Annotated in this window: 14 protein-coding genes; all 14 read left to right on the forward strand. The window is 72.8% G+C overall.

The genetic code is table 11. The features are described 5' to 3' along the window. Positions 1-9: 9 nt before the first annotated feature. The gene (locus OG379_RS31530) at positions 10-7356 is read left to right on the forward strand and encodes a beta-ketoacyl synthase N-terminal-like domain-containing protein (RefSeq protein ID WP_405666425.1); all 7347 of its coding nucleotides are present in this window, start codon (positions 10-12) and stop codon (positions 7354-7356) included. Positions 7357-7385: 29 nt separating this feature from the next. Beyond that, the gene (locus OG379_RS31535; protein WP_405666427.1) at positions 7386-9008 is read left to right on the forward strand and encodes a PfaD family polyunsaturated fatty acid/polyketide biosynthesis protein; all 1623 of its coding nucleotides are present in this window, start codon (positions 7386-7388) and stop codon (positions 9006-9008) included. Continuing rightward, positions 9005-10852, forward strand: a complete 1848-nt coding sequence (locus OG379_RS31540) for an acyl-CoA dehydrogenase family protein (protein WP_405666428.1) — start codon at positions 9005-9007, stop codon at positions 10850-10852. Before OG379_RS31535 ends, OG379_RS31540 begins: the two co-directional genes overlap by 4 nt. Next, positions 10849-12648, forward strand: coding sequence for an acyl-CoA dehydrogenase family protein (locus OG379_RS31545; RefSeq protein ID WP_405666430.1), 1800 nt, complete (start codon positions 10849-10851; stop codon positions 12646-12648). Before OG379_RS31540 ends, OG379_RS31545 begins: the two co-directional genes overlap by 4 nt. A gap of 22 nt (positions 12649-12670) precedes the next feature. After that, positions 12671-13441, forward strand: a complete 771-nt coding sequence (locus tag OG379_RS31550) for a 4'-phosphopantetheinyl transferase family protein (RefSeq protein ID WP_405666432.1) — start codon at positions 12671-12673, stop codon at positions 13439-13441. 225 nt (positions 13442-13666) lie between these two features. Then, positions 13667-14296 (forward strand): RNA polymerase sigma factor, encoded by a 630-nt coding sequence (locus tag OG379_RS31555; protein WP_405668718.1) that lies wholly within the window; start codon positions 13667-13669, stop codon positions 14294-14296. A 5-nt stretch (positions 14297-14301) separates the two neighbouring features. Then, positions 14302-14712 (forward strand): acyl carrier protein, encoded by a 411-nt coding sequence (locus OG379_RS31560; RefSeq protein ID WP_393765979.1) that lies wholly within the window; start codon positions 14302-14304, stop codon positions 14710-14712. Continuing rightward, positions 14705-15145 carry a hypothetical protein gene (locus OG379_RS31565; RefSeq protein ID WP_393765978.1) on the forward strand — a complete coding sequence of 147 codons (441 nt, stop codon included), beginning with the start codon at positions 14705-14707 and terminating at the stop codon, positions 15143-15145. Before OG379_RS31560 ends, OG379_RS31565 begins: the two co-directional genes overlap by 8 nt. Next, positions 15142-16554: an aldehyde dehydrogenase family protein gene (locus tag OG379_RS31570; protein WP_405666434.1), complete on the forward strand. Its 1413-nt coding sequence runs from the start codon at positions 15142-15144 to the stop codon at positions 16552-16554. Before OG379_RS31565 ends, OG379_RS31570 begins: the two co-directional genes overlap by 4 nt. 9 nt (positions 16555-16563) lie before the next feature. After that, positions 16564-17043 carry a DUF4188 domain-containing protein gene (locus OG379_RS31575; RefSeq protein WP_393765976.1) on the forward strand — a complete coding sequence of 160 codons (480 nt, stop codon included), beginning with the start codon at positions 16564-16566 and terminating at the stop codon, positions 17041-17043. 7 nt (positions 17044-17050) lie between these two features. Next, positions 17051-18130, forward strand: a complete 1080-nt coding sequence (locus tag OG379_RS31580; RefSeq protein ID WP_405666436.1) for a LuxR C-terminal-related transcriptional regulator — start codon at positions 17051-17053, stop codon at positions 18128-18130. A gap of 111 nt (positions 18131-18241) precedes the next feature. Continuing rightward, entirely contained in the window at positions 18242-18733 is a 492-nt protein-coding gene (locus OG379_RS31585) for a cobalamin B12-binding domain-containing protein (RefSeq protein ID WP_393765974.1), read from the forward strand. After that, positions 18733-19992: a methylaspartate mutase gene (locus OG379_RS31590; RefSeq protein ID WP_405666438.1), complete on the forward strand. Its 1260-nt coding sequence runs from the start codon at positions 18733-18735 to the stop codon at positions 19990-19992. The genes OG379_RS31585 and OG379_RS31590 overlap by 1 nt, the downstream gene beginning before the upstream one ends. Further along, positions 19989-21032, forward strand: a complete 1044-nt coding sequence (locus OG379_RS31595; RefSeq protein ID WP_405666439.1) for a transporter substrate-binding domain-containing protein — start codon at positions 19989-19991, stop codon at positions 21030-21032. Before OG379_RS31590 ends, OG379_RS31595 begins: the two co-directional genes overlap by 4 nt. Positions 21033-21060 lie beyond the last annotated feature (28 nt).

The raw sequence follows: 21060 nt of genomic DNA on the forward strand, positions 1-21060 counted from the left end.
GACCCAACCATGGGCAAGTACGCGATCGTCGGCCTGGCCTGCCTCTTCCCGGGGGCAGGGACACCCGACGACTACTGGCGCAACCTGATCGAAGGCGTGGACTCACGCACCGACGGGGACGACCGCGTCTTCGGGCACGCCCCGGAGACGCGGGAGACCGACCCCGAGGACAGGCACCGCATCTACTGCACCAGGGGCGGTTTCCTGGACGAGTACGACGAGCGTGCCGCAGGACTCGACCCGAAGAACTACCGCCTTCCCGCCGACTACCTGGCCGGCCTGGACCGCTCGTTCCACTGGGCGCTCCGGGTGGCCGGGGACGCGCTGGCCGACGCGGGCCACCCCCCGGCCGCGGACGGCCGGCAAGGACGGAGGACCGGGGTGGTGTTCGGGAACTACCCGTTCCCCACCCCGGCCTCCGGCCGCTTCGCCGGTGAGCTCTGGGACTCGGCCGTGGCCGACGGTCTCGCCGAGGCCGGTCTCCCGGTGCCCGACGGCCTGATCACGCCCGGCGCCCCGGACCCGTCCGGTGCGGTCACCGCGCACAACCTCTGGGCGGGCGGCATGCCGGCCCGCGTCGTCGCGGCCGCCCTGGGCCTGGAGGGCCCGAGGTTCACCCTCGACGCGGCGTGCTCCTCCGCGCTGTACGCGCTGAAGCTCGCCTGCGCCCATCTGGAGACGGGCCGGGCCGATCTCATGCTGGCGGGGGGTGTCTGCGCACCCGACCCGACCGTCATCCACCTGTCCTTCTCCGACCTGCGAGCCTATCCGCAGGACGGCTTCAGCCAGCCCTTCGACGCCCGTTCCCGGGGCATCGTCACCGGGCAGGGAGCCGCGATGATCGCGGTGAAGCGGCTCGCCGACGCACAGCGCGACGGCGACCGCATCCACGCGGTGATCGACGCCCTCGCCCTGACCAACGACGGCCCCGGCAAGCACCTGCTCGCACCGAACGAGGCCGGTCAGCTCGCCGCGTACGAACTCGCCTACCGGGAAGCCGGGGTCGACCCGTCCGCGATCCAGTACCTGGAGTGCCACGCCACCGGTACGCCGCTGGGCGACAGCACGGAACTCGGCGGCGCCGAGGCCTTCTTCGGCCGCGGCCCGCTGCTGGGGTCCGTCAAGGCGAACATCGGTCACCTGCTGACCGTGGCCGGCATGTCCAGCCTCCTCAAGGTCGTCCTCTCGCTTTCGCACGGTGTCATTCCCCCGACGATCGGCGTGGAGCAGCCGCTGCCCGGCACGATCGCGGACCGGGTCGTACGCGAGGCTGTGCCCTGGCCGGACCCCGCCCCCGGCGCGCCCCGCCGCGCGGGAGTCTCCGCCTTCGGCTTCGGCGGTACGAACGCCCACGTCGTTCTCTCCGCACCGGAGACGCCGGAGACACCGGCAGCACCGGCCGCCACGGCCGCACCCGAAGCGCCCGCCGCCCCCACCGAGCCGCCCCCGCTCGCCGTGATCGGCATGGGCGCGCACTTCGGCTCCTTCGCCACCCTGGACGAGTTCGAACGCGCCGGCTACGACGGTCTCGTCGGCGTACGCCCCCTCCCCGAGCAGCGCTGGCGCGGCTTCGAGACCGTGGAGGGCGGCCCCCTGGACCGGGCAGGTCTCGGCGGGGACGCGGCCCCCCAGGCGGCCTACATCGAGGACTTCGAGGTCGACACCACCTCGTACCGCATCCCGCCCAAGGACCTCGCCCACTTCAACCAGCAGCAGCTGCTGCTCATGCGCGTGGCCGAGGAGGCGCTGCAGGACGCGGGATTCGAGCGCAAACGCCCCGGCGGCAAGGCCGGTTCCGCCGCACGACGGGTCGGCGTCGTCATCGGCATGGAGATGGAACCCAGCGCCCACGGCCACGGCTCCCGCTACGAGCTGGGGCGCAAACTGACCGAGTGGTGCGCGGCAGCCGGCGTCGACCCGTCGCCGCAGCAGCTCGCGGAACTGACCCGGGCCGCGCGGGACGGCGTCCACGACTCCATCGAGCCCAACGAGGTCCTCAGCTACATCGGCAACATCATGGCGAGCCGGGTCTCCTCGCTGTGGAACCTCACCGGCCCCTCCTTCACCCTCTCCTCGGACAGCGCCGTCGGCGTCGAGGCGCTGGACGTGGCCCGGCTGCTGCTCCTCGACCCGACCGTGGAAGCCGTCCTGGTCGGCGCGGTCGACCTCGCCGCCGGACCGGAGAACACCCTCGCCCGCGAACTGCTCGAACCGGGCACCGTGCGGGACGGGCTGCGCATCCTGGGCGAGGGCGCGGGCGCCGTCGTCGTCACCCGGCCCGACGCCGTCCCCCAGGGGAGCAGGGTGTACGCCACCGTCGAGTCGATCGCCGTGCACCACGCGCCGGACGTCACCCCCGCCGCGAGCGCCGAACTCGTCGAACGCGCCGCGGAGGACGCGCTCGCCGCCGCCGGAATCGGTCCGTCGGACGTCGAGCTGGTGGAAGCCGGCGGAGCGCACCCCGCGGAGCTCGACGGCCTCGCCCGCGTCTGGAGCACCGAGCGGGCGGGCGGCGAGCTGCGTACCGCCCTCTCCTCGGCCCGCCGGGCCGTGGGGGACACCGGGTGCGCCTCCGGACTCGCCGCACTCATCCGGGCCGCGCTCTGCCTGCACCACGCCTACTTCCCCGTGGCCCCCGAGGGGATCGCGGCGGACCGGACCGAGGGCTCCGCCTTCTTCCTGGCGGCGGACTCCCGGCCCTGGCTGCGTTCCCACCGCGAGGGCAGGCGGGCCGCATCCGTCAGCGTCGTCGGCGCGGCGGGCAGCCACGCCCACCTCGTGCTCACCGGCGGTCAGGTGCGCGGTGAGATCACCGAGGCAGACTGGACCCGTTCCGGCGGGGGAGTCGTCGTACCGGTCGGCGCGGACGACTTCGACGGGCTGCTGCGACGGCTCGGCGAACTCCGTACGGCCATCGGTGCGGCCGAGGCCGGAAGCGACTGGCAGGCGGACTTCGCGGACCGGCCGGCGAAGGTCAAGGCCGTGCTCGTCGCGGACGACCGGGCCGGCCTCGTCCGGCAGATCGACCAGGCGCTCAAGGACCTGCCCGGCGTGTGGCGTTCCGGCGGCGAGTGGTCCTCGCCGTCCGGGAGCTGCTTCACCGCCAAGCCGATCGGCCCCGACGCGAAGGTCACACTGGTCTTCCCCGGGGCGTTCAACTCCTATCTCGGACTGGGGCGTTCGATGTTCCGGGCCTTCCCCGGACTGCTTCCCCGCTTCGAGGCCCAGGCCGAACTCCCCGCCGACCTCCTGCGCAGCGCCGCGCTCTACCCCCGCTCCCGGGAGCCCCTGGGGCGGCGTGAGCTGATGCGCATGGAGGGCGAACTCGTCGAGGACATCCCGCTGATGCTGGCGGCCGGCACGAGTTACGCCCTGCTCTCCACGGACCTGGTGCGGGAGGTGCTCGGCGTCCCCGTGCACGGAGCCTTCGGGTACAGCCTGGGCGAGAGCAGCATGCTCTTCGCCACCGGAGGCTGGGTCAAGAGCGCACGCGGGGACGAGAAGATCAGCGCCTCGCCGCTCTTCGACGACATGCTGCGCGGGCCCAAGCGCACCGTGCGCGCCCTGTGGAACCTGGCCGACGAGGTCCCGGACCCGCAGGTGTGGGCCACCCATGTGCTGCTCGCACCCGCCGACGACGTACGGGCGGCACTGCGCCGCTACGACCGGGTGTTCCTCACCCACGTCAACACGCCGCAGGAGACGGTCGTCGCGGGCGACCCGCAGCAGTGCCGCGACCTGATCGCCGAACTGGACTGCCGCAGCGCCCGCTCGCCCGCCAACCACGTGATGCACTGCCCGGTGGTGGACGGCGTCCTGCCCGAGCTCGCCGACCTCAACCGCTACCCGACCGGCGACGTCGGGGACCTGGTGCTCTACAGCAGCCGGCACTACGCCCCGGTGACGGACTTCGACGCGGACGCGGTGGCCGGGAACATCGCGGTCACACTGCGCGAGACGGTCGACTTCCCCCGGCTGGTCCGGCGTGCGTACGACGACGGTTACCGCTGCTTCATCGAGGTCGGCCCCAGCAGCACGTGCTCGCGGTGGATCCACGAGACCCTGGGCGACGAGCCGCATCTGTCGGTCTCGGTGGACCGGCGGGGTGCCCGCGGGGCGACCGACATCGCCCGGCTGGCGGCCCGCCTCGCCGCCCATGGCATCCCGGTCGACCTCAGCGCCTTCGCCCCCCTCCCGGACAGCCGCCCGGACCGCTCGCCCGGACTGCGGGCCTTCCTGGCGGGCGGCGCCCCGGTCCCGCCCCTGGTGGCGTCGGCCGCGGCCCCGACCGTGGCCGCGCTGCCGCGCATCCCGGTCGTGGCGGTGGCCTCCGTGCCGCGCACCCCGGTCCCGCAGGCCCCGGTGGCCGTTCCGCCCGCGCCCGCAGCTCCGCCCGTGGCGCCTGCCGCGCCGAGCGCCAGGCCCGCCGTGGCTCCCGCCACCACCCCCACCACCCCCACCGCCCCGCCCGCCCGTCCTGCCGCGCCGGTCGCGGCGGTCGCGGCGCTCCCCGACAGCCCGACGGAGGCCACGACGGCCGTCGTGGCCCAGGGCTCTCTCCTCGCCGATCCGGCGCCCGGCACTGGCGCCGAAAACTCCACGGAATGGGACACCGCGATGCCGACCCACCCCTCCGCGCAGCCGCCGACGCCATCCCTGGCGTTGGAAAGGGAGCCGATCACGATGATTCCGGCCGGTGCCCAGGTGCCGCCCGCGAACACCCCCGCGCCCCCGCCGGCGGGCGCCGTGTCCGGTACGCCGCTGCCGGCGCAGCCGGCTCCCTCGAGGAGCCAGGCGCTCACGGACGACGAGACCGCGGCCGTGCTGGTGCGCGGGCTCCGCAGCGAGATGCTGGAGGCCCACCGCGAGGTGCTCGCGGCCCAGCGGGAGCTGCGCGACCAGCTCGTCTCGCTCCTGACCGGGGGAGGCACCCCGCCGCCCCGCCCGCCCAAGCCCGAGGGCGTGATCTGGGATGAGCACGACCTCCTCGAGTTCGCCACCGGCAAGGTCGGCAACGTCTTCGGCCCCCGTTTCGCGGAGATCGACGAGCACCGCCGCCGTGTCCGGCTGCCCGCCCCGCCCTACCACTTCGCGACCCGGGTCACCGCCCTGGAGGCCGAGCCGGGAGAGTTCAAGCCCTCCTTCATCCGCACCGAGTACGACGTACCGGTGGACGCCTGGTACGCCGTCGACGGACAGGTCCCCCCGGCCGTCACCATCGAGGCCGGCCAGTGCGACCTGCTGCTGATCAGCTACCTCGGCGCCGACTTCACCAACCGCGGTGACCGCGTCTACCGTCTGCTCGACAGCAGTCTCAGCTTCGTCGGAGACCTGCCGCGCGTCGGGCAGACCCTGCGTTACGACATCTGGATCGACCAGTTCGTGCGGCAGGGGGACACCCTCCTCTTCTTCTTCCACTACGACTGCTACGCGGACGGGGAGCTGATCCTCAAGCTCAACAACGCCTGCGCCGGCTTCTTCACCGACGAGGAACTGGAGAGCTCCCTCGGCATCCTCCAGGCCAAGGTCCGCCCGCCCGTCGGCGACGGTACGTTCACCGGGTCCAGCTCCTTCAAGCCGCTCGCCCGCACCGAGCGCACCGCGCTGAGCCCCGCCGACCTGGCGCGCCTCGGCGAAGGCCGGATCGCCGACGTGTTCGGGCCGGGACACGCACAGCCCGCCGGCTGCAACACCTCGCTGAGGCTCCCCACCGAGCGGCTCCGCATGGCCGACGAGATCACCGTCCTGGACCGCAAGGGCGGCCCCGCCGGACTCGGGCGCATCGAAGCCGTCAAGCATCTGGTGCCGGACGGCTGGTACTTCACCAGCCACTTCCCGGACGACCCGGTACTCGCCGGTTCACTGGTCGCGGAGGGTGCCGTCCAGCTCCTGGAGGTGTACGCGCTCTCCCTCGGACTGCACCTGTCCTTCCCCGACGCCCGCTTCCAGCCCGTCCCGGACCTGCGGACCGAGGTCAAGGTCCGGGGGCAGATCACGCCGGAGCACGAGAAGATCGAGTACCAGGTCGACATCACCTCCCTCACCCTGGTGCCCCGCCCCGCCATCACCGCCGACGTGGTCGTGCTCCGCGACGGCAAGCCGTCCATCGGCGTCACAGGGCTCGGCATCCGGCTGGTGGAGAAGCCGGGCGCGCCCTACCGCCCCGAAGCCGGGGGGACGGTCCCGCACTTCCTGGGCCGGCTGAGCCCCGCCAGCGGAAAGCCCGCGCTGCTCAGCGAGTTCCACATGGCCCACGCCGCCAAGGGCGACCTGGCCACGGCCATGGGTCCCGAGTTCGAGGTCTATGCCGACAGCCGTGCCCCGTACATCCCCAACGGCGACTTCCTCTTCGTCGACCGCGTCATGGAACTGGAGGGCACCCGGGGCGTCCTCAAGCGCGGGGCCGTCATGGTCACCGAGTACGACTCCCCGGACGACGCCTGGTACTACGACCACAACGGCCACCCGCACATGCCCAACTGCGTCCACATGGAGTCCAGCCTCCAGGCGGCCATCCTCCTCGGCTACTACCTGGGCGCCACCCTGCCCTTCCCCGAGGAGCAGTTCAGCATCCGCAACCTCGACGGCCGCGCCACCCTGGTCAGGGACGTCGATCTGCGCGGCAAGACCATCCAGCACCGGTCGACGCTGCTGTCCAGCGACCAGATGCCGGGCTCCATCCTGCAGAACTACAGCTACGAACTGTCCGCGGACGGCGAGGTCTTCTACCGGGGCGAGTCGCTCTTCGGGTACTTCAGCGCCAAGGCCCTGGAGAACCAGGTCGGCCTGGACAAGGGCAAGCACGTGGCGCCCTGGATCGACCGCCAGTCCCCGCGCCCCCCTGAGGTCCGCCGCGTCGACCTCGAGGCCTACCGGGCCGCCGAGGCGTCCCGTCCCGGGCCCCGTATCGGCCGGGACCACCTCGACCTCGTCGAGTGGGTCGACATCGTGGCCGGCGGCGGTGACCACGGCCGCGGCTACCTGCGCGGACACCGCACGATCCGCCCGGACGACTGGTACTTCTCCTGCCACTTCCACCGCGACCCGGTGATGCCCGGTTCGCTCGGCGTCGAGTCCCTGCTCCAGGGCCTCCAGGTCTACGCCGTGGAGACCGGCCTCACCGACGGCCTCGTCAACCCTCGCTTCGCCCTGCTCTCCGAAGCCGAGACGACCTGGTCCTACCGGGGCCAGATCCTGCGCGACGACCCCGAGATGGAGTTCGACGTGCACATCAAGGAGGTGCGCCGCGCACCGGGCCGGATCCAGCTGGTCGGCGACGCGAGCGTCTGGAAGTCCACCCTGCGGATCTACCAGCTCGGTGGCATCGGCATCGAGATCCACCACGACCAGGCCTGATCCCGCGTACGACCGACAGGAGACGCAGCATGACCACCGATCAGCACCGGCCGCGGTGGGCCGGGCCGGGAGACCCGGCCGTCGGCGACACCGGGGTCTACGACACCCTGATGCGCCTGGACGAACCCGTCTACATCGTGCGCGGGCCGTACGGGCTGGGCGCGGCCGCCGGCGGGACGCTCACCGGCGACGGCCCCCACGAGGTGGTCGCCGCGGCGCCCCCGCTCGGCCCGGAACGGCTCGGCAGCGCCGCGTTCCTCGCCGCGCACGGCCTCCAGCAGGCGTACATGAGCGGTGCCATGGCCAACGGCATCGCCTCCGCCGACCTCGTCGTCGCGATGGCCCGCGCGGGATTCCTCGGCTCGTACGGGGCGGCAGGGCTGCTCCCCGAGGCGGTGGAGAAGGCACTGATCCGGTTCCGCGACGAGATCCCCGGCCTCGGCTACGCCTGCAATCTCATCCACAGCCCGAGCGAGGACCGTCTCGAGCGGACCTCGGTCGACCTCTTCCTCAAGTACGGCGTGCCCTGCGTCGAGGCGTCCGCCTTCCTCAAGCTGACGCCCCACCTGGTCCGTTACCGGCTCGCGGGTCTGCGGGCCGGGGGGCCGGACGGGGTCATCGCCTCGAACCGGGTCATCGCCAAGATCTCCCGCACCGAGACCGCCGAACTCTTCATGCGGCCCGCCCCCGAGGCCATGGTGCGCGGGCTGCTCGCGGACGGTCTCATCACCGAGGAGCAGGCCCGTCTCGCTCCCCGGGTGCCGCTCGCCGACGACATCACCGTCGAGGCGGACTCCGGGGGCCACACCGACCGCCGGCCGCTGCCCGCCCTGCTGCCCGTCATCATGCGCCAGCGTGACGCGATCATGCAGGAGGCCGGCTACGCCGAGCGCATCCGGATCGGGGCCGCCGGCGGCATCGGGACCCCGGACGCGGCGGCCGCCGCGTTCGCGATGGGCGCCGACTACATCGTGACCGGCTCCGTGAACCAGTCCTGCGTGGAGGCGGGCACCTCCCCGCGCGTCAAGGAGATGCTCGCGCAGGCCGGCATCGCCGACTTCGACATGGCCCCCGCCGCCGACATGTTCGAGATGGGCGTCGAGCTCCAGGTCCTCAAGCGCGGCACGTTCTTCCCCATGCGCGCCAAGCAGCTGTACGACCTCTACCGCACGTACGACGGCATCGAGGCGCTTCCCCAGGACGTACGGACCCGGGTCGAGCAGCAGATCTTCCGGCGGCCGCTGGACAGCGTCTGGGAGGAGACCGCCGAGTACTTCGCCCGTCGCGACCCGGGCCAGCTCGAACGGGCCGAGGGGCACCCCAGGAGGCGGGCGGCGCTCGTCTTCCGCTGGTACCTGGGCATGGCGTCCCGCTGGGCGAAGACCGGCGAGGCCGACCGGGCGGTCGACTACCAGATCTGGTGCGGGCCCGCCATGGGCAGCTTCAACTCATGGGTGCGCGGGACCTACCTGGCGGCGCCCGAGCACCGCGGAGTCGCCGACGTGGGGCGGCAGATCATGAAGGGCGCCGCCTTCCACCAGCGGCTCGCCATGCTGAGAGCGGCAGGCGTCGCCTTCCCCGCGGGCATCGCCACCCGGCCGTCGCCGGAGGACTCCGCGCCCCGCGACTCCTCCGTCGGGGTGGGGCAGTGACCCTCATCGACGCGCCGGCCCCGGCCGCCGTGCCCGCCCACGCGGCGCCCCCGTCCGGGGCCTTCGCCCGGGCGGAGCGTCTCGACCGGCTGCTCGGCGACCCCTGGTCGCCGGAGAACCCGTACGGCTTCGCGGCAGGCGTGGCCCGGGACGCCGCCGAGGAGTACCCGCACGAGGCCGAGGCCCGGCTCCGCACGGAGGACTTCCACCTGTGCCACCTCCCCGGCACGCTCGGCGGGACCCTCCGTTCCTTCGAGGACACCCAGATCCTCGTCCGTGTCGCCGCCCGGCGCGACGTCAACGTCATGCCCGCCACCATGTTCAGCATCTCGGCGGTCATGACCGTGCTCGCCGCCGGGACGGAAGCCCAGCACCGGACCGTCGCCGACTGGCTGCGCGAGGGCCGCACGATCGCCTTCGGGTTCTCCGAGGAGCAGGCCGGCAGCGATGTGCTCGCGAACAGCTGCGCGCTGACCCCCGAAGGACTGCTGAACGGTACGAAGTGGCTCGTCGGCCGGGGGAGTTCGGCCGACGCGGCGGTGATCGTGGCGCGTACCGCGGAGCGCGGTGCGGGCGCGTTCACCGCCGTACTGCTGGGACCGGAGGAGCTGTCCGCCCACCAGGTGAGGCGGCACGCAGCGCAGCCCACCACCGGGATGCGCGGCATCGACTTCGCCGACCTGGAGTTCGACGGGCTGCCCGTGCCGCCGGAGGCCGTCGTCGGTGACGTCGGCAGCGGTCTGGCGGGCGCGCTGCGCGCCCAGCAGATCGTCCGGATGATGAGCACGGCCGGCTGTCTCGCCACCGCCGACACCGCGCTGCGCACGGCACTGCGGTTCGCGGCCGGGCACCGCACCGGCGGAGAACGCGTCGCGGACACCCCCTACGGTTCACGTGAACTAGCCCTGGCCGCCGCCGGACTGATCGCCACCGACCTCACGGTGCTGACCGCCGCACGCCAGGCGCACGTCGCGCCCGGCACGTTCGGCCTGGCGTCCGCCGTCGTCAAGGACGTCGCCGTCCGGCTCACCGCCGACTGCGTCACCCGGTCCCACGCCCTGATCGGAGCCAGGGCGGTCCTGCGGGGCGGCCCCGGCGCCGTACTCGACAAAGCGGCGCGCGACAACGCCATGGTCGCGGTCATCGACACCAGTGTCCTCGGCAACCTCCGCGCCCTGGCGATGCACCTCCCCGGGTACGCGCCGGCCTTCCCGGAGGACCGGGAGGCATCCACCGTGCTGGAGGAGCCCGCGCGGGAGCGGCTGCGGGCGGTCTTCGCCCTGGGCGACCCCACGTCGCTGCCCGGACTGGACCCCGCCGCACTGGACCTGGGGGTGCGGCCCAAGGACGACGTCCTGCTCGGGTTCGCCGCGTACGCCCCGGCGATCGGCGAGGCGCTGAGCGGCCGGGGCGAGGACCGGGCGGCCGCACTGGTCGCCGGGGTGCGGTCGGCGATCGCCGCGGTGGTCCGCGAGGCGGCCGGTGCCCAGCGTGACCGTGCCCGGTCGGCGAAGGTCTCCCCGGAGACCCTGGACCTCGCCGGCCGGTCGTCCCTGCTCCGCGCTGCGGCCACCGCCGCCCTGGCCTGGTGGTACCACCGCGACGGGGACGGCCTCTACGGCGCCGCCCCCGGCGACACCTCCTGGCTGGTCCCCGTACTCACGCTGCTGACCACCCTCGCCGACGGCCGCGACCCGCGCACCGCGCCGTACCGGGATCTCGCCCCGGCCGGACGCCTGGTCACCGCACTCGACGCGTCACAGCGCCTGTTCACCGCGCTGCCGGTGCGGCTGAGCGACACACCAACGAAGAGCGACAGGAACGAGGAGGTCGAGGAGCGATGACCGATCTGCCGGCCCTCATGGCCGACCTGGAACGCCACATGGGCGATCCCTTCGACGAGGACGGGCCCCTCTCCTTCGGCCGCGTCCTCGAACTGGACGAGCAGGAGACGTACCCCGACGAGTTCGTCGACCTGCTCGCCTCCTGGGGGCTGTACGACTGGAGCATCCCGGCCGAGAGCGGCGGCCGCGCCGTCGACATCCAGGACGGCTTCAACCTCTACAGGCTGGTCGCCCGCCGCGATCCGACCACCGCGACCGCCATGGTCATCAGCACCATCAGCTACATGCCGCTGTGGGTCGCCGGCACCCCGGAGCAGCGCCGGTACTTCGCCGACCTGATCAAGAGCGGGTCGAAGCTGGCGTGGGGCCTCTCGGAACGGGAGCACGGCAGCGACATCCTCGCCAACGGGACCACTGCCCGCAGGACCGAGGGCGGCTGGGTGCTCGACGGCGAGAAGTGGACGATCGGCAACGCCACCGTCGCCGACGTCGTGATGGTCTTCGCCCGTACGTCGGAGAAGGGCGGCCCCGGCGGGTACTCCGTCTTCGCCGTCGAGAAGGGGCGGCTCGAGGAAGGACAGTGCGAGCCCCTGCCGCACGAGCCGCTGCACGGCTTGCGCGGCCTGGACATGAGCGGGGTCCGGCTGCGCGACTGCTTCGTGCCCGACTCCGCGGTGGTGGGGCGGCCCGGCCAGGGCCTGGAAGTCGCCCTGAAGAGCAGCCATCTGGTCCGCATCGCCATCACCAGCATCGCCATGAGCTGCGCGGACACCGCGCTGCGCGCAACCCTCGACTTCGCGTCCCGGCGGATGATCTTCGGCGGGCCGGTCTCCGAGGTGCCGTACTCCCAGCGCCAGCTCGTGGAGAGCTACGCGGACCTCCTCGTCGCCGACGCGCTGACCACCGGTGCGATACGCAGCCTCCAGCTGACACCGGAGCAGTCGAGCATCTGGTCCTCGGTGGTGAAGTACTTCGTCCCCACCCTGCTCCAGGAGACGCTGGCCAGGCTCGCCATCGTGCTCGGCGCCCGCCACTACCTCCGGACCCACCCCCGGTACGGGATCTTCCAGAAGGCCGTGCGGGACTGCGCGGTCGCCGACTTCGCCGACGGCAACACCGTCGTGAACCTCAAGAACATCGCCCTTCAGCTCGGGAACCTCCTGGACACGGCGGTCACCCAGGACCCGGAGAAGGTGGCGGGCGCGGTGGAGAGGACCCGCACGCTCTTCGACCCGGCCCACCCCATGAAGCCCTACCGTCCCGCCGAACAGCAGCTGTTCAGCCGCGGCGTCGACGACCCGGTGCTCGCGCTCCGGTCGGCCGTCGGCGACCTGCACCGGGCCGCGGCCGCCGCCGCCGGGACCGACGCCGCACGCCTGGCCGCCGCGGCCGCCGCCGCCGGGACCGACGCCGCACGCCTGGCCGCCGCGGCCGACGCCGCGGGGGCCGTCGCCGACGAGCTGGACCGCATCGCCGTGGAGCACCGCAAGCTCTTCTCCGACCTCGGCAAGGCCGCCGGCCAGTCCGCCGAACTGTACGACCTGGCCAAGCAGTACACGTTCGTCTCGGCGGCCGCAGCCGTCGTCCACCTCCACCTGCACGGCCACGACAGCGTCCACCCGGCACTGCGCTCCCCGGCGGTCCTGCTCGTCTGCCTGGAGCGGCTGCTCAAGCGCTTCCACCCCACGGTGAGCGTGGCCGGGCCCCAGGAGATCAGCGAGGTCTCGGACGCACTGTCCGCCGCGCACCGTGAGGGCCGCCTCTTCTCGTTCCGGCCCTTTTCCGTCAACTGGTGATTCAAGGAAGGAGACCGAGCCCATGGACAGCACGGCACCGTTCGCCGACCCGCTCGCCGACACGGCCGAGGTCTGGCTGCTGGCGGAGGAGGACGTGGACCGGTTCGCCGAGGCGACGGGCGGCGCCGCGTTGCTGACGGACGAGGAACGGGCCCGGCACGACCGGCTCCTGTTCCCGGCGGCCCGCCGCCGCTTCCTCGGCGCACGTCTCCTCTCCCGCCAGGTCCTGTCCCGATACGCCGACGTGGCCCCCGACTCCTGGCGGTTCAGGACCGGCACCTACGGACGCCCCGAGGTCGAGGGGTGCGCCTGGGGGCTCGACTTCAACATCACCCACACCAACGGACTGATCGCGGCCATCGTCGTCCGCGGCCGGACCGCCGGCGTCGACGCCGAGGTCACCCCTGCCAGGCCCGAGGCGATGCAGTTCGCGCCGAAGGTCTTCACCCCGCTGGAGAACGAGGTCCTCCGCCGTAACCGGGAGGGCCAGCGTGGCCACGCCTTCGCCGACTCCTGGGTGGCCAAGGAGGCGTACACGAAGGCCACCGGCATGGGCATGTGCCGGGGCTTCGACGCCTTCTCCGTCCACCGGCTCAGGGACGGGAGCCTGGCGGTCCTCGACGAGGACATCCCCGAGAAGGACCGGGACCTGTGGCAGGTGCAGGTCCTCCAGATCTGGGACCGGTACGCGCTGGGCGTCGCCATCCGGGCCGACCGGAGCGACGCGGGCCCGCTTCCGGTCAGGCTGCGCTCGGCGATCCCCGACCTGCTGCCGGAGCAGGCGATCCGATGACCGGTCCGGCCCGGAACGACCGCTGTCCACCTGTGGCCGGTCCCCTACCTGACGTCGTATCCGCTTGCCCCGCACACCCCCCAGCGGATTGCATTGTCGTACTCCCGTTGACGGCGTTCGAAAACCTTGCCCCCACCCCTCATGAAGGGAATTCCCATGCCCCGTAAAGCGAACGCGGAACTGCTGGCGGGGTGCGCACGTGGAGAACAGGCGTCCTGGGACGCCATGGTGGAACGATTCGGCAGACTTGTCTGGTCCGTTGTCCGGAGCCATCGGATGAGCGATGCCGACGCCGAAGACGTACGACAGCTCACCTGGCTCCGGCTCGTGCAGAACGTCGAGCGGATCCGGGACCCGGAACGCGTCGGTGACTGGCTCGCCACCGTCGCGCGCAGGGAATCCCTCAAAATCCTCTCGCGCCGGAACCGACTCGTCATGGTGGGTGACAGCGAGACCCTCGACGGACTCTCCGGTCACAGCGAGAGCCCCGAACAGATCACGCTGCGCGCCCAGCGCAGGGAGGACGCCCAGCGGGCCATCGACACCCTCTCCGAGCAGTGCCGCGGCGTGCTGATGCTGGCCCTCGCGGACCCGCCGGCCTCGTACGACGAGATCTCGACCGCGCTGGCCATGTCGGTCGGCTCCGTCGGCCCCATCCGCACCCGCTGCCTGCGCAGACTCCGCCGTGCGCTGGTCGCCGCGGACGCCGGCGAACGCCTCCCCGCGGCGGGGCACTCCCGCTGCCCCCTCGTATCGCTACATGCGGACCTGTCCGGTCCGCGGCACCGGAAGGCTCTGGTGGGGGGAAGCCCCGAAGCGGGGGCCGCACAGGCCGGGCAGGCCGGACAGGAGTGACGCGCATGTCCCACTACGACGTGAACGAACTGGTGCGGTCGATCGTCATCGACACGCTGGGAATTCCCACGGACCTGTACAGCACGGATCTGGTCTTCTCCGCCGATCTGGGCCTCGAATCCCTGGATCTGCTCGACATATTCTTCCGCATCGAATGCACCGCACCGGTCATTCTCTCCGTCGAGAAATGTGGGGAGTATCTCCAGGGAGCGGTCCCCGACACGGAGTTCTGCGACGCCCGCGGAATCATCAGCGGGCGCGGGATGACGCAGCTGAGCACCGTCATGCCGCAGCTCGACACCGTGCGCTGGGAAGGGAAACTCACCCTCGACCGCATGCTCGCGGAAATGTCCGTCGGCAACCTCATCTCCATGGTCGAGAACCTCCTCGCCGAAGGGCAGGCCGCCCATGCCTGAAACGGCGAACCCGGCGGCCGGGCGCGGCGGCCACCCTCCCGTCCGGGCCGACAGCGTCCTCCGGGTGGGTAGCTACGGCGTCGACAGGAACGCCGTCGAGCGGCTGGTCGCCTGGCACGGACCGGGGGCCCTCCAGCTCTCGTCCGGCGGCGGCTCCGTCGTCGGCTGGGCGTTGCGCCAGGCCGCCCTGCGCGCCCTCGCGGCGCCGCCGCGGATCGCCTCCCGATGGAACGACATCCTTCTCCGCGGCACCGAGGAAGGCCCCTGGACCCTGGTCTTCCGGGGCGAACTCGCCCGGTTCGCCGAACTCGTCCTGCACGGGGACATCTCCTTGTCGGTGACCTCCGGCCCCGGCCGGATCACCGCCCACGCCGTCCTCACCCGTGCCGGCACCCCCCGACCCTCCTCCCGAGAATCCGAGGTACCCAGGTGAGCACCGTCACCGAAGCCGGCCTGCTGACGAGCCGCGAGATCATCACCGGCGACGAGCTGGGCAGCGTCCCGCTCGCCACCTCCGGCGCCGTCCTCTCGGCGGCCCGCCGGGCGGCCGCGGCCGCGCCGCGTTGGGCCGCGACGCCGGCCGCCGAACGGGCCGCGATCCTGAACCGCGCCGCCGATCTGCTGCTCGAACGCGCCCAGGAGGCCCAGGACCTGCTGGTCAGGGAAGGCGGATCCATCACGGGCAAGGCCTTCTACGAGGTGCACGCCGGCGCGGCGGAGCTGCGCCACGCCGCCGAGCTCGCCACCGCGCCCCAGGCGCCGCACGGCCCCGGCTCCGACCCGGGCCGGGAGACCGAGGTGCGGCGCGTACCGCTGGGCGTCGTCGGGGTGATCGTGCCCTGGAACTTCCCGGTGCTGCTGGGCATGCGCTCGGTCGCCCCCGCCCTCGCGCTGGGCAACGCCGTCCTCCTCAAGCCCGACCCGCACACCCCGCTGAGCGGCGGCCGGCTCTTCGCGGAGGTGCTGGCGGCGGCCGGGCTGCCCGAGGGTGTCCTGGAGGTGGTGTACGGCGACGCGGACGCGGGCGCCGCACTCGTCCGGTCGCCGGACGTCGCGATGGTCTCCTTCACCGGATCCACCGAGGTGGGCCGCGAGATCGGCGCCACCGCGGGACGGCTGCTCAAGCGCGTGGTCCTCGAACTGGGCGGGCAGAACGCCTACGTCGTCCTGCCCGACGCCGACATCGAGGCCGCCGCCTCCGCCGGCTCCTGGGGCTCCTTCCTGCACCAGGGACAGATCTGCATGGCCGCCCGCCGACACCTGGTCCACCAGGACGTGGTGGAGAGCTACACCGAGGCGCTGGCCCGCCGCGCCGCGGCGCTGCGCATCGGCGACCCGTACCGTACGGACGCCCAGATCGGCCCGGTCATCGACCGGGGCCAGCTCACCCGGATCGCCACCGCGGTCGAGGACGCCGTCGCGCAGGGGGCACGCCTGGTCACCGGCGGCCGCGTGCAGGGGCAGTTCTTCCCGCCGACCGTGCTGGCGGACGTGACGCCGAAGATGTCCGTCTTCCACGCCGAGGTGTTCGGCCCCGTGGCCACGGTGACCTCCTTCGCCGACGAGGAGGAGGCCGTGGAACTCGCCAACACCTCCGACTACGGTCTCACCGCCGCCGTCTACACATCGGACGCCGACAAGGGCCGGGCCCTGGCCTCCAGGCTTCGCTGCGGTGTCGTCCACGTCGGCGACCAGACGGTCAACCACGACCCCCACCTGCCGTTCGGCGGGGTCGGCGCCTCGGGCAACGCGTCCGGGTTCGGCGGGCAGGCGGCGATCGACGCCTTCACCCGCTGGCACACCCTCACCGTCAGCAGCCCGGCGCGCTCCTACCCCTTCTGAGAGGAAATCATGGATCTCAAGGTCGTCACCGAACCGCGCATCGCCTCGGCACCCGAGGGCACGGTGGTGCTGTTGATCGGCACCCGGATCAACAAGTTCTGGATGGTGCACCGCTGGGTGCCCGTCATCGCCTCGATGATCCCGATGCTGATCGAGCTGAAGAAGAACAAGGACCACGGGTTCCTCTACTCGCGTGCCTGGTTCAACCGGACCGTGATCATGCTCCAGTACTGGCGCAGCATGGACGATCTGATGCGCTACTCGCACAACACCTCGGGAAAGCACCGCTCGATGTGGGCCTGGTTCAACCGCGCGGTGCGCAACGACGGCGCCGTCGGCATCTTCCACGAGGCCTACATCGTCGACCCGGCGCGCATGCACACCGTGTACCGGAACATACCCGTGTTCGGGATCGCCGCCGCCACGGAGTCCGTCCCGCAGCGGGTGCGTCCCCCCGTGCCCGGCGCCGCCGGCGCCGAGAAGGCCTGACACCGCCGTGCGCCAGGGGCAGGAGCCGGTACGCGCCGGCCAGGACGTGAGCGTCTCCGGCCCCGGGGCGCGTGCCACCGTCCCCGGACAAGACCCCCTCCCGGCCGACGAGCCGCTCACCGACGAGGACATCAGCGTCTACCGACAGCTCCTTGAGGTCTCACCGGAAGCGGACGAGGCCGCGGCACAACTCGGGCTGACGCCCGACCGGTTCGCCGGGTCCGTCCGCAGGCTGACGGCCCGGCAACTGCTGCGCCCCGACGGACCGCACCGCCTCGAGGCTCTCTCCCCGGGGCTCGCGGCGGTCGCACTGACCACCTCCTCCCAGACACGGGTGCGTGAACTCCTGCGGCGGATCGACACCACACACCGTGAACTCGGCCCGCTGGGCCCCCTGTACGAGCGGCAGGTGCGCCGTGGCCTCGAAGGCGGCGCGACCGAACTCCTCACCGACGGGGAGGCCGTACGCCACCGGCTCGCCGAACTCTCCGCGCAGGTACGGCACAGTGTGCTCACGGCACACCCCACCATGGGCAGCCCTGAGACGCTGCGCGCCGCCAGGGAGCTCGACCAGGACCTCCTGGACCGGGGTGTGCGGTACCGCACCGTCGTACCGCACACCGCCCGCCGGCAGCGCGAGGCGCTGCACCACATGACGCTCCTCAACAGCCTCGGCGCCGAGGTGCGTTCCGCCGCGGTGATCCCCGGGCGGCTCATCATCCTCGACGAAGACACCGCGGTCGTGCCCACGGTGACGGGCGGCGCGGCCGTGCTCCGCGACCCCACCGTGGTCACCTTTCTCACCGTGATCTTCGACCACATCTGGGAGCACGCCCGGCCGGTCGGCACGGGCGGTGCGGACAACGAGGTCTTCGAGGACGTCGAACTGGCTGTCCTGCGCCACCTGGAGCGCGGCAGATCCGACGACTTCATCGCCCGCAAACTGGGGATCTCGACCCGCACCATGCGCCGCTACCTCGCCGGGCTCTGCGAGAAGCTCCAGGTCGAGACCCGCTTCCAACTCGGCCTCGCGGCCGCGCGGCTGGGCCTTCTCAGCGACGCCCGACCCCAGGACGACGGCGGATAGGAATTCCTGATCGGCCGCATCGGGAAACCCCGTCGAGGCGGCTGGACCGGGCCGCGGAGCGGGGCGGATAGTTTCCACGACCGCTCGCTCACATACCCCCGGGGGGACAGCATGAACGGCACGGCCTTCGCCGGGCGTCGCCTACGCGTCGTCGTCTCCGGCCTGTCCTCCGACGCCCACCTGTGGAACCTCGTGCACCTCCAGCTGTTCCTGGAGGACCGGGGACACGAGGTGGCGAACCTGGGCAACACGACGCCAGACGCGACGATCGTCGAGGCCTGCCGCACCGGCCGCCCCGACCTTCTCGTCATCAGCACGGTCAACGGTCACGGACGGACGGACGGGCTCCGCCTCATCCGTACCCTCCGCGCAGTGCCGTCACTCGCGGCCCTGCCCGCCGTCATCGGCGGCAAGCTGGGCATCGACGGCCGCGACCACGCCGACGCCGACGCGCGGCTGCGGGCCGCCGGATACGACGGGGTCTTCGACGACGCTGCCGAGGGCGGACCCGAATCCGGCCTGGTCCGCTTCGAGGCCTTCCTCGGCCGTCTGGCGGCCGGCCACTCCCGTGGACGGCCCGACGCAGGGGCCGGAGCCGCCTGATGACGGCCACCGACCGGTTCACCGGCTTCGTCAACCGCGCGCACGCCGCGGGTCGTCTCGTCGTCCAGCCGCGCATGGGCTTCGGCGAACTCCACCGCATGCGCGCCGGCCTGGCCGCCGTACGGAGGGCGGACGCCACCACCGTGGGCACCGTCACCCTGGACAGCTACACCCGGTGTCTCGACGACGGGACCGCGCGGCGCGCGCTGCGGGACGACCCCGCCGGCCTCAACGGCTTCCCGCTCCTCGCCCACGGCGTCCCCGCCGTGCGGGCTCTCCTCCAGGACTGCTCGTCGGCCGCCTTCCCCGTGCAGATCCGCCACGGCACGCCCCGGCCCCTGCGGCTCTTCCGCGCGATGGCCGAGGCAGGGGCGGACGCCACGGAGGGCGGCCCGGTCTCGTACTGCCTGCCCTACGGCCGGGTGCCGCTGACGCGGGCGGTCGCCGAGTGGAGCGCGGGCTGCGAGCTGCTCGCCGCACAGCCCGTGCCCCCGCACATCGAGACCTTCGGCGGCTGCATGCTGGGTCAGCTGTGCCCGCCGTCGCTCCTGGTCGCGCTCGCGGTGCTGGAGGCCATGTTCTTCCAGGAACACGGCCTGCGGGGCATCTCCCTCAGCTACGCGCAGCAGATCCACCAGGGGCAGGACCTGGAGGCACTGGCGGCGTTGCGGAGGCTCGCCGGCGAGCGGCTGTCCACCACCCACCACATCGTGCTCTACACCTTCATGGGCGTCTTCCCGCGCACCGAGGCCGGCAGCCGCCGTCTCCTCGCCGAGAGCGCCCGCCTCGCCGTCCACGGCGGCGCCGAACGCCTGGTCGTCAAGACCCCGGCCGAGGCGCACCGCATACCCACCGTCGAGGAGAACGTGGCGGCACTCGAGTACGCGGCCTCCGTGGCCGCCACCACCTCGGACGGCGCCGACGGCCCCCGTGCCACCTCCTCGGGCCTCTACGAGGAGGCCCGCACCCTGGTCGACGCCGCCCTGGAGACCGGCCGCACGATCGGCGACTGCCTGGTCAGGGCCTTCGCCCGGGGTGTCCTCGACGTGCCCTACTGCCTCCACCCCGACAACGCCAACCGCGCACGCGCCACGATCGACGCACGGTCCATGCTCGGCTGGAGCCGGGCCGGCGGCATGCCCGTGGAGGCCGGGGGAGCGGCGCCGGTCACCGCGCACCACCTGACCGAGCTGCTCACCTTCAACCGTCGGCGCTTCGACAGCGACGCCCGACGCCACCCGCTGAGGAGCGCATCATGACCCGCCCCGTCCCGGCTCCGAGGCTGCGCGCCACCGGCCGTTCCCTCTCCCGCCCGCCGGCCCCGCATTCACCGTCCCGCACGGCGGCCACCCCCGGGCCGCACGACGGCGGGCCCTCCGGGTCCCGCCGGACCGCGACGGCGACGCTGCGTGCCGCCCGCGCGCGGGGAGCCCTGCGGGCAGCCGTCTCGCAGGGCATCCACGGACTCTCGCGGTGCACCCCGGAGGGGCGCTGGACGGGGCTCGACACCGACATCGCACGCGCCGTCGCGGCGGCGGCCCTCGGCGACCCCGAGGCCGTCGACTGGCGCCCCGTCACGGCCGGTGACCGGCTGACGGCGCTCGAAGCCGGGCACGCCGACCTGACGACGTGCAACCTGACCTGGACCATGGGCCGGGAGGCCACCCGCCGGGTGCTCTTCGCCGGAGTCACCTGCTACGACGGCGAGGGGTTCCTCGTCCCGACGGACTCGGACGTCACAGGACCCGAGGACCTCGCCGGACGGCGCCTGGCCGTCCACAAGGGCTGCACCACCACGTTCAACCTGGAGGCCTGGTACGGCCCGCGGGGCCTGGAGGTCGAGCCCGTCCCCTTCGACGACCCGGCCGACGCCCTCGCCGCGTACGCCGACGGCGACTGCGCGGCCTACGTCCTGGACCGTACGGCGCTCGCCGGTGCCAGATCCCGGCTGCCCCGGCCGCGGGACCACCACATCCTGCCGGTCTCCATCTCCCGTGAGCCGATGGCCGCCGCGGTCCACGAGGCCGACCCGCAGTGGTTCCGCCTTGTCCGCTGGGTGCTCCAACTCCTGCTGGCGGCCGAGTACGAGAGCCCCGGGGCCGCGGCCCGGCACGCGGGACCTCACGGCCCGGCCGTCGGCCTCGACGAAGGATGGGCCGACCGGGTCCTGTCGGCGGTCGGCACCTACGCCGACGTCTACGAGCGCAACCTCGGCGCCGCCTCCGGCCTCGACGTGCCCCGTGGACTCAACCACCTGTGGACGTCGGGCGGGCTGCACTATCCCGTGCCCCTCCACTGACCCGCCCCTCGCCCAGAACGGAGAAGTC

This window comes from Streptomyces sp. NBC_01166 (assembly GCF_045039765.1).
Lineage (GTDB): Bacteria > Actinomycetota > Actinomycetes > Streptomycetales > Streptomycetaceae > Streptomyces.

Coding starts and splice junctions, on each gene's coding strand:
- OG379_RS31545 (WP_405666430.1), top strand. CDS start 10,849: ATGACCGATCTGCCGGCCCTCATGGCCGACCTGGAACGCCACATGGGC.
- OG379_RS31565 (WP_393765978.1), top strand. CDS start 14,705: ATGCCTGAAACGGCGAACCCGGCGGCCGGGCGCGGCGGCCACCCTCCC.
- OG379_RS31590 (WP_405666438.1), top strand. CDS start 18,733: ATGACGGCCACCGACCGGTTCACCGGCTTCGTCAACCGCGCGCACGCC.
- OG379_RS31560 (WP_393765979.1), top strand. CDS start 14,302: ATGTCCCACTACGACGTGAACGAACTGGTGCGGTCGATCGTCATCGAC.
- OG379_RS31530 (WP_405666425.1), top strand. CDS start 10: ATGGGCAAGTACGCGATCGTCGGCCTGGCCTGCCTCTTCCCGGGGGCA.
- OG379_RS31575 (WP_393765976.1), top strand. CDS start 16,564: ATGGATCTCAAGGTCGTCACCGAACCGCGCATCGCCTCGGCACCCGAG.
- OG379_RS31555 (WP_405668718.1), top strand. CDS start 13,667: ATGGTGGAACGATTCGGCAGACTTGTCTGGTCCGTTGTCCGGAGCCAT.
- OG379_RS31585 (WP_393765974.1), top strand. CDS start 18,242: ATGAACGGCACGGCCTTCGCCGGGCGTCGCCTACGCGTCGTCGTCTCC.
- OG379_RS31595 (WP_405666439.1), top strand. CDS start 19,989: ATGACCCGCCCCGTCCCGGCTCCGAGGCTGCGCGCCACCGGCCGTTCC.
- OG379_RS31535 (WP_405666427.1), top strand. CDS start 7,386: ATGACCACCGATCAGCACCGGCCGCGGTGGGCCGGGCCGGGAGACCCG.
- OG379_RS31550 (WP_405666432.1), top strand. CDS start 12,671: ATGGACAGCACGGCACCGTTCGCCGACCCGCTCGCCGACACGGCCGAG.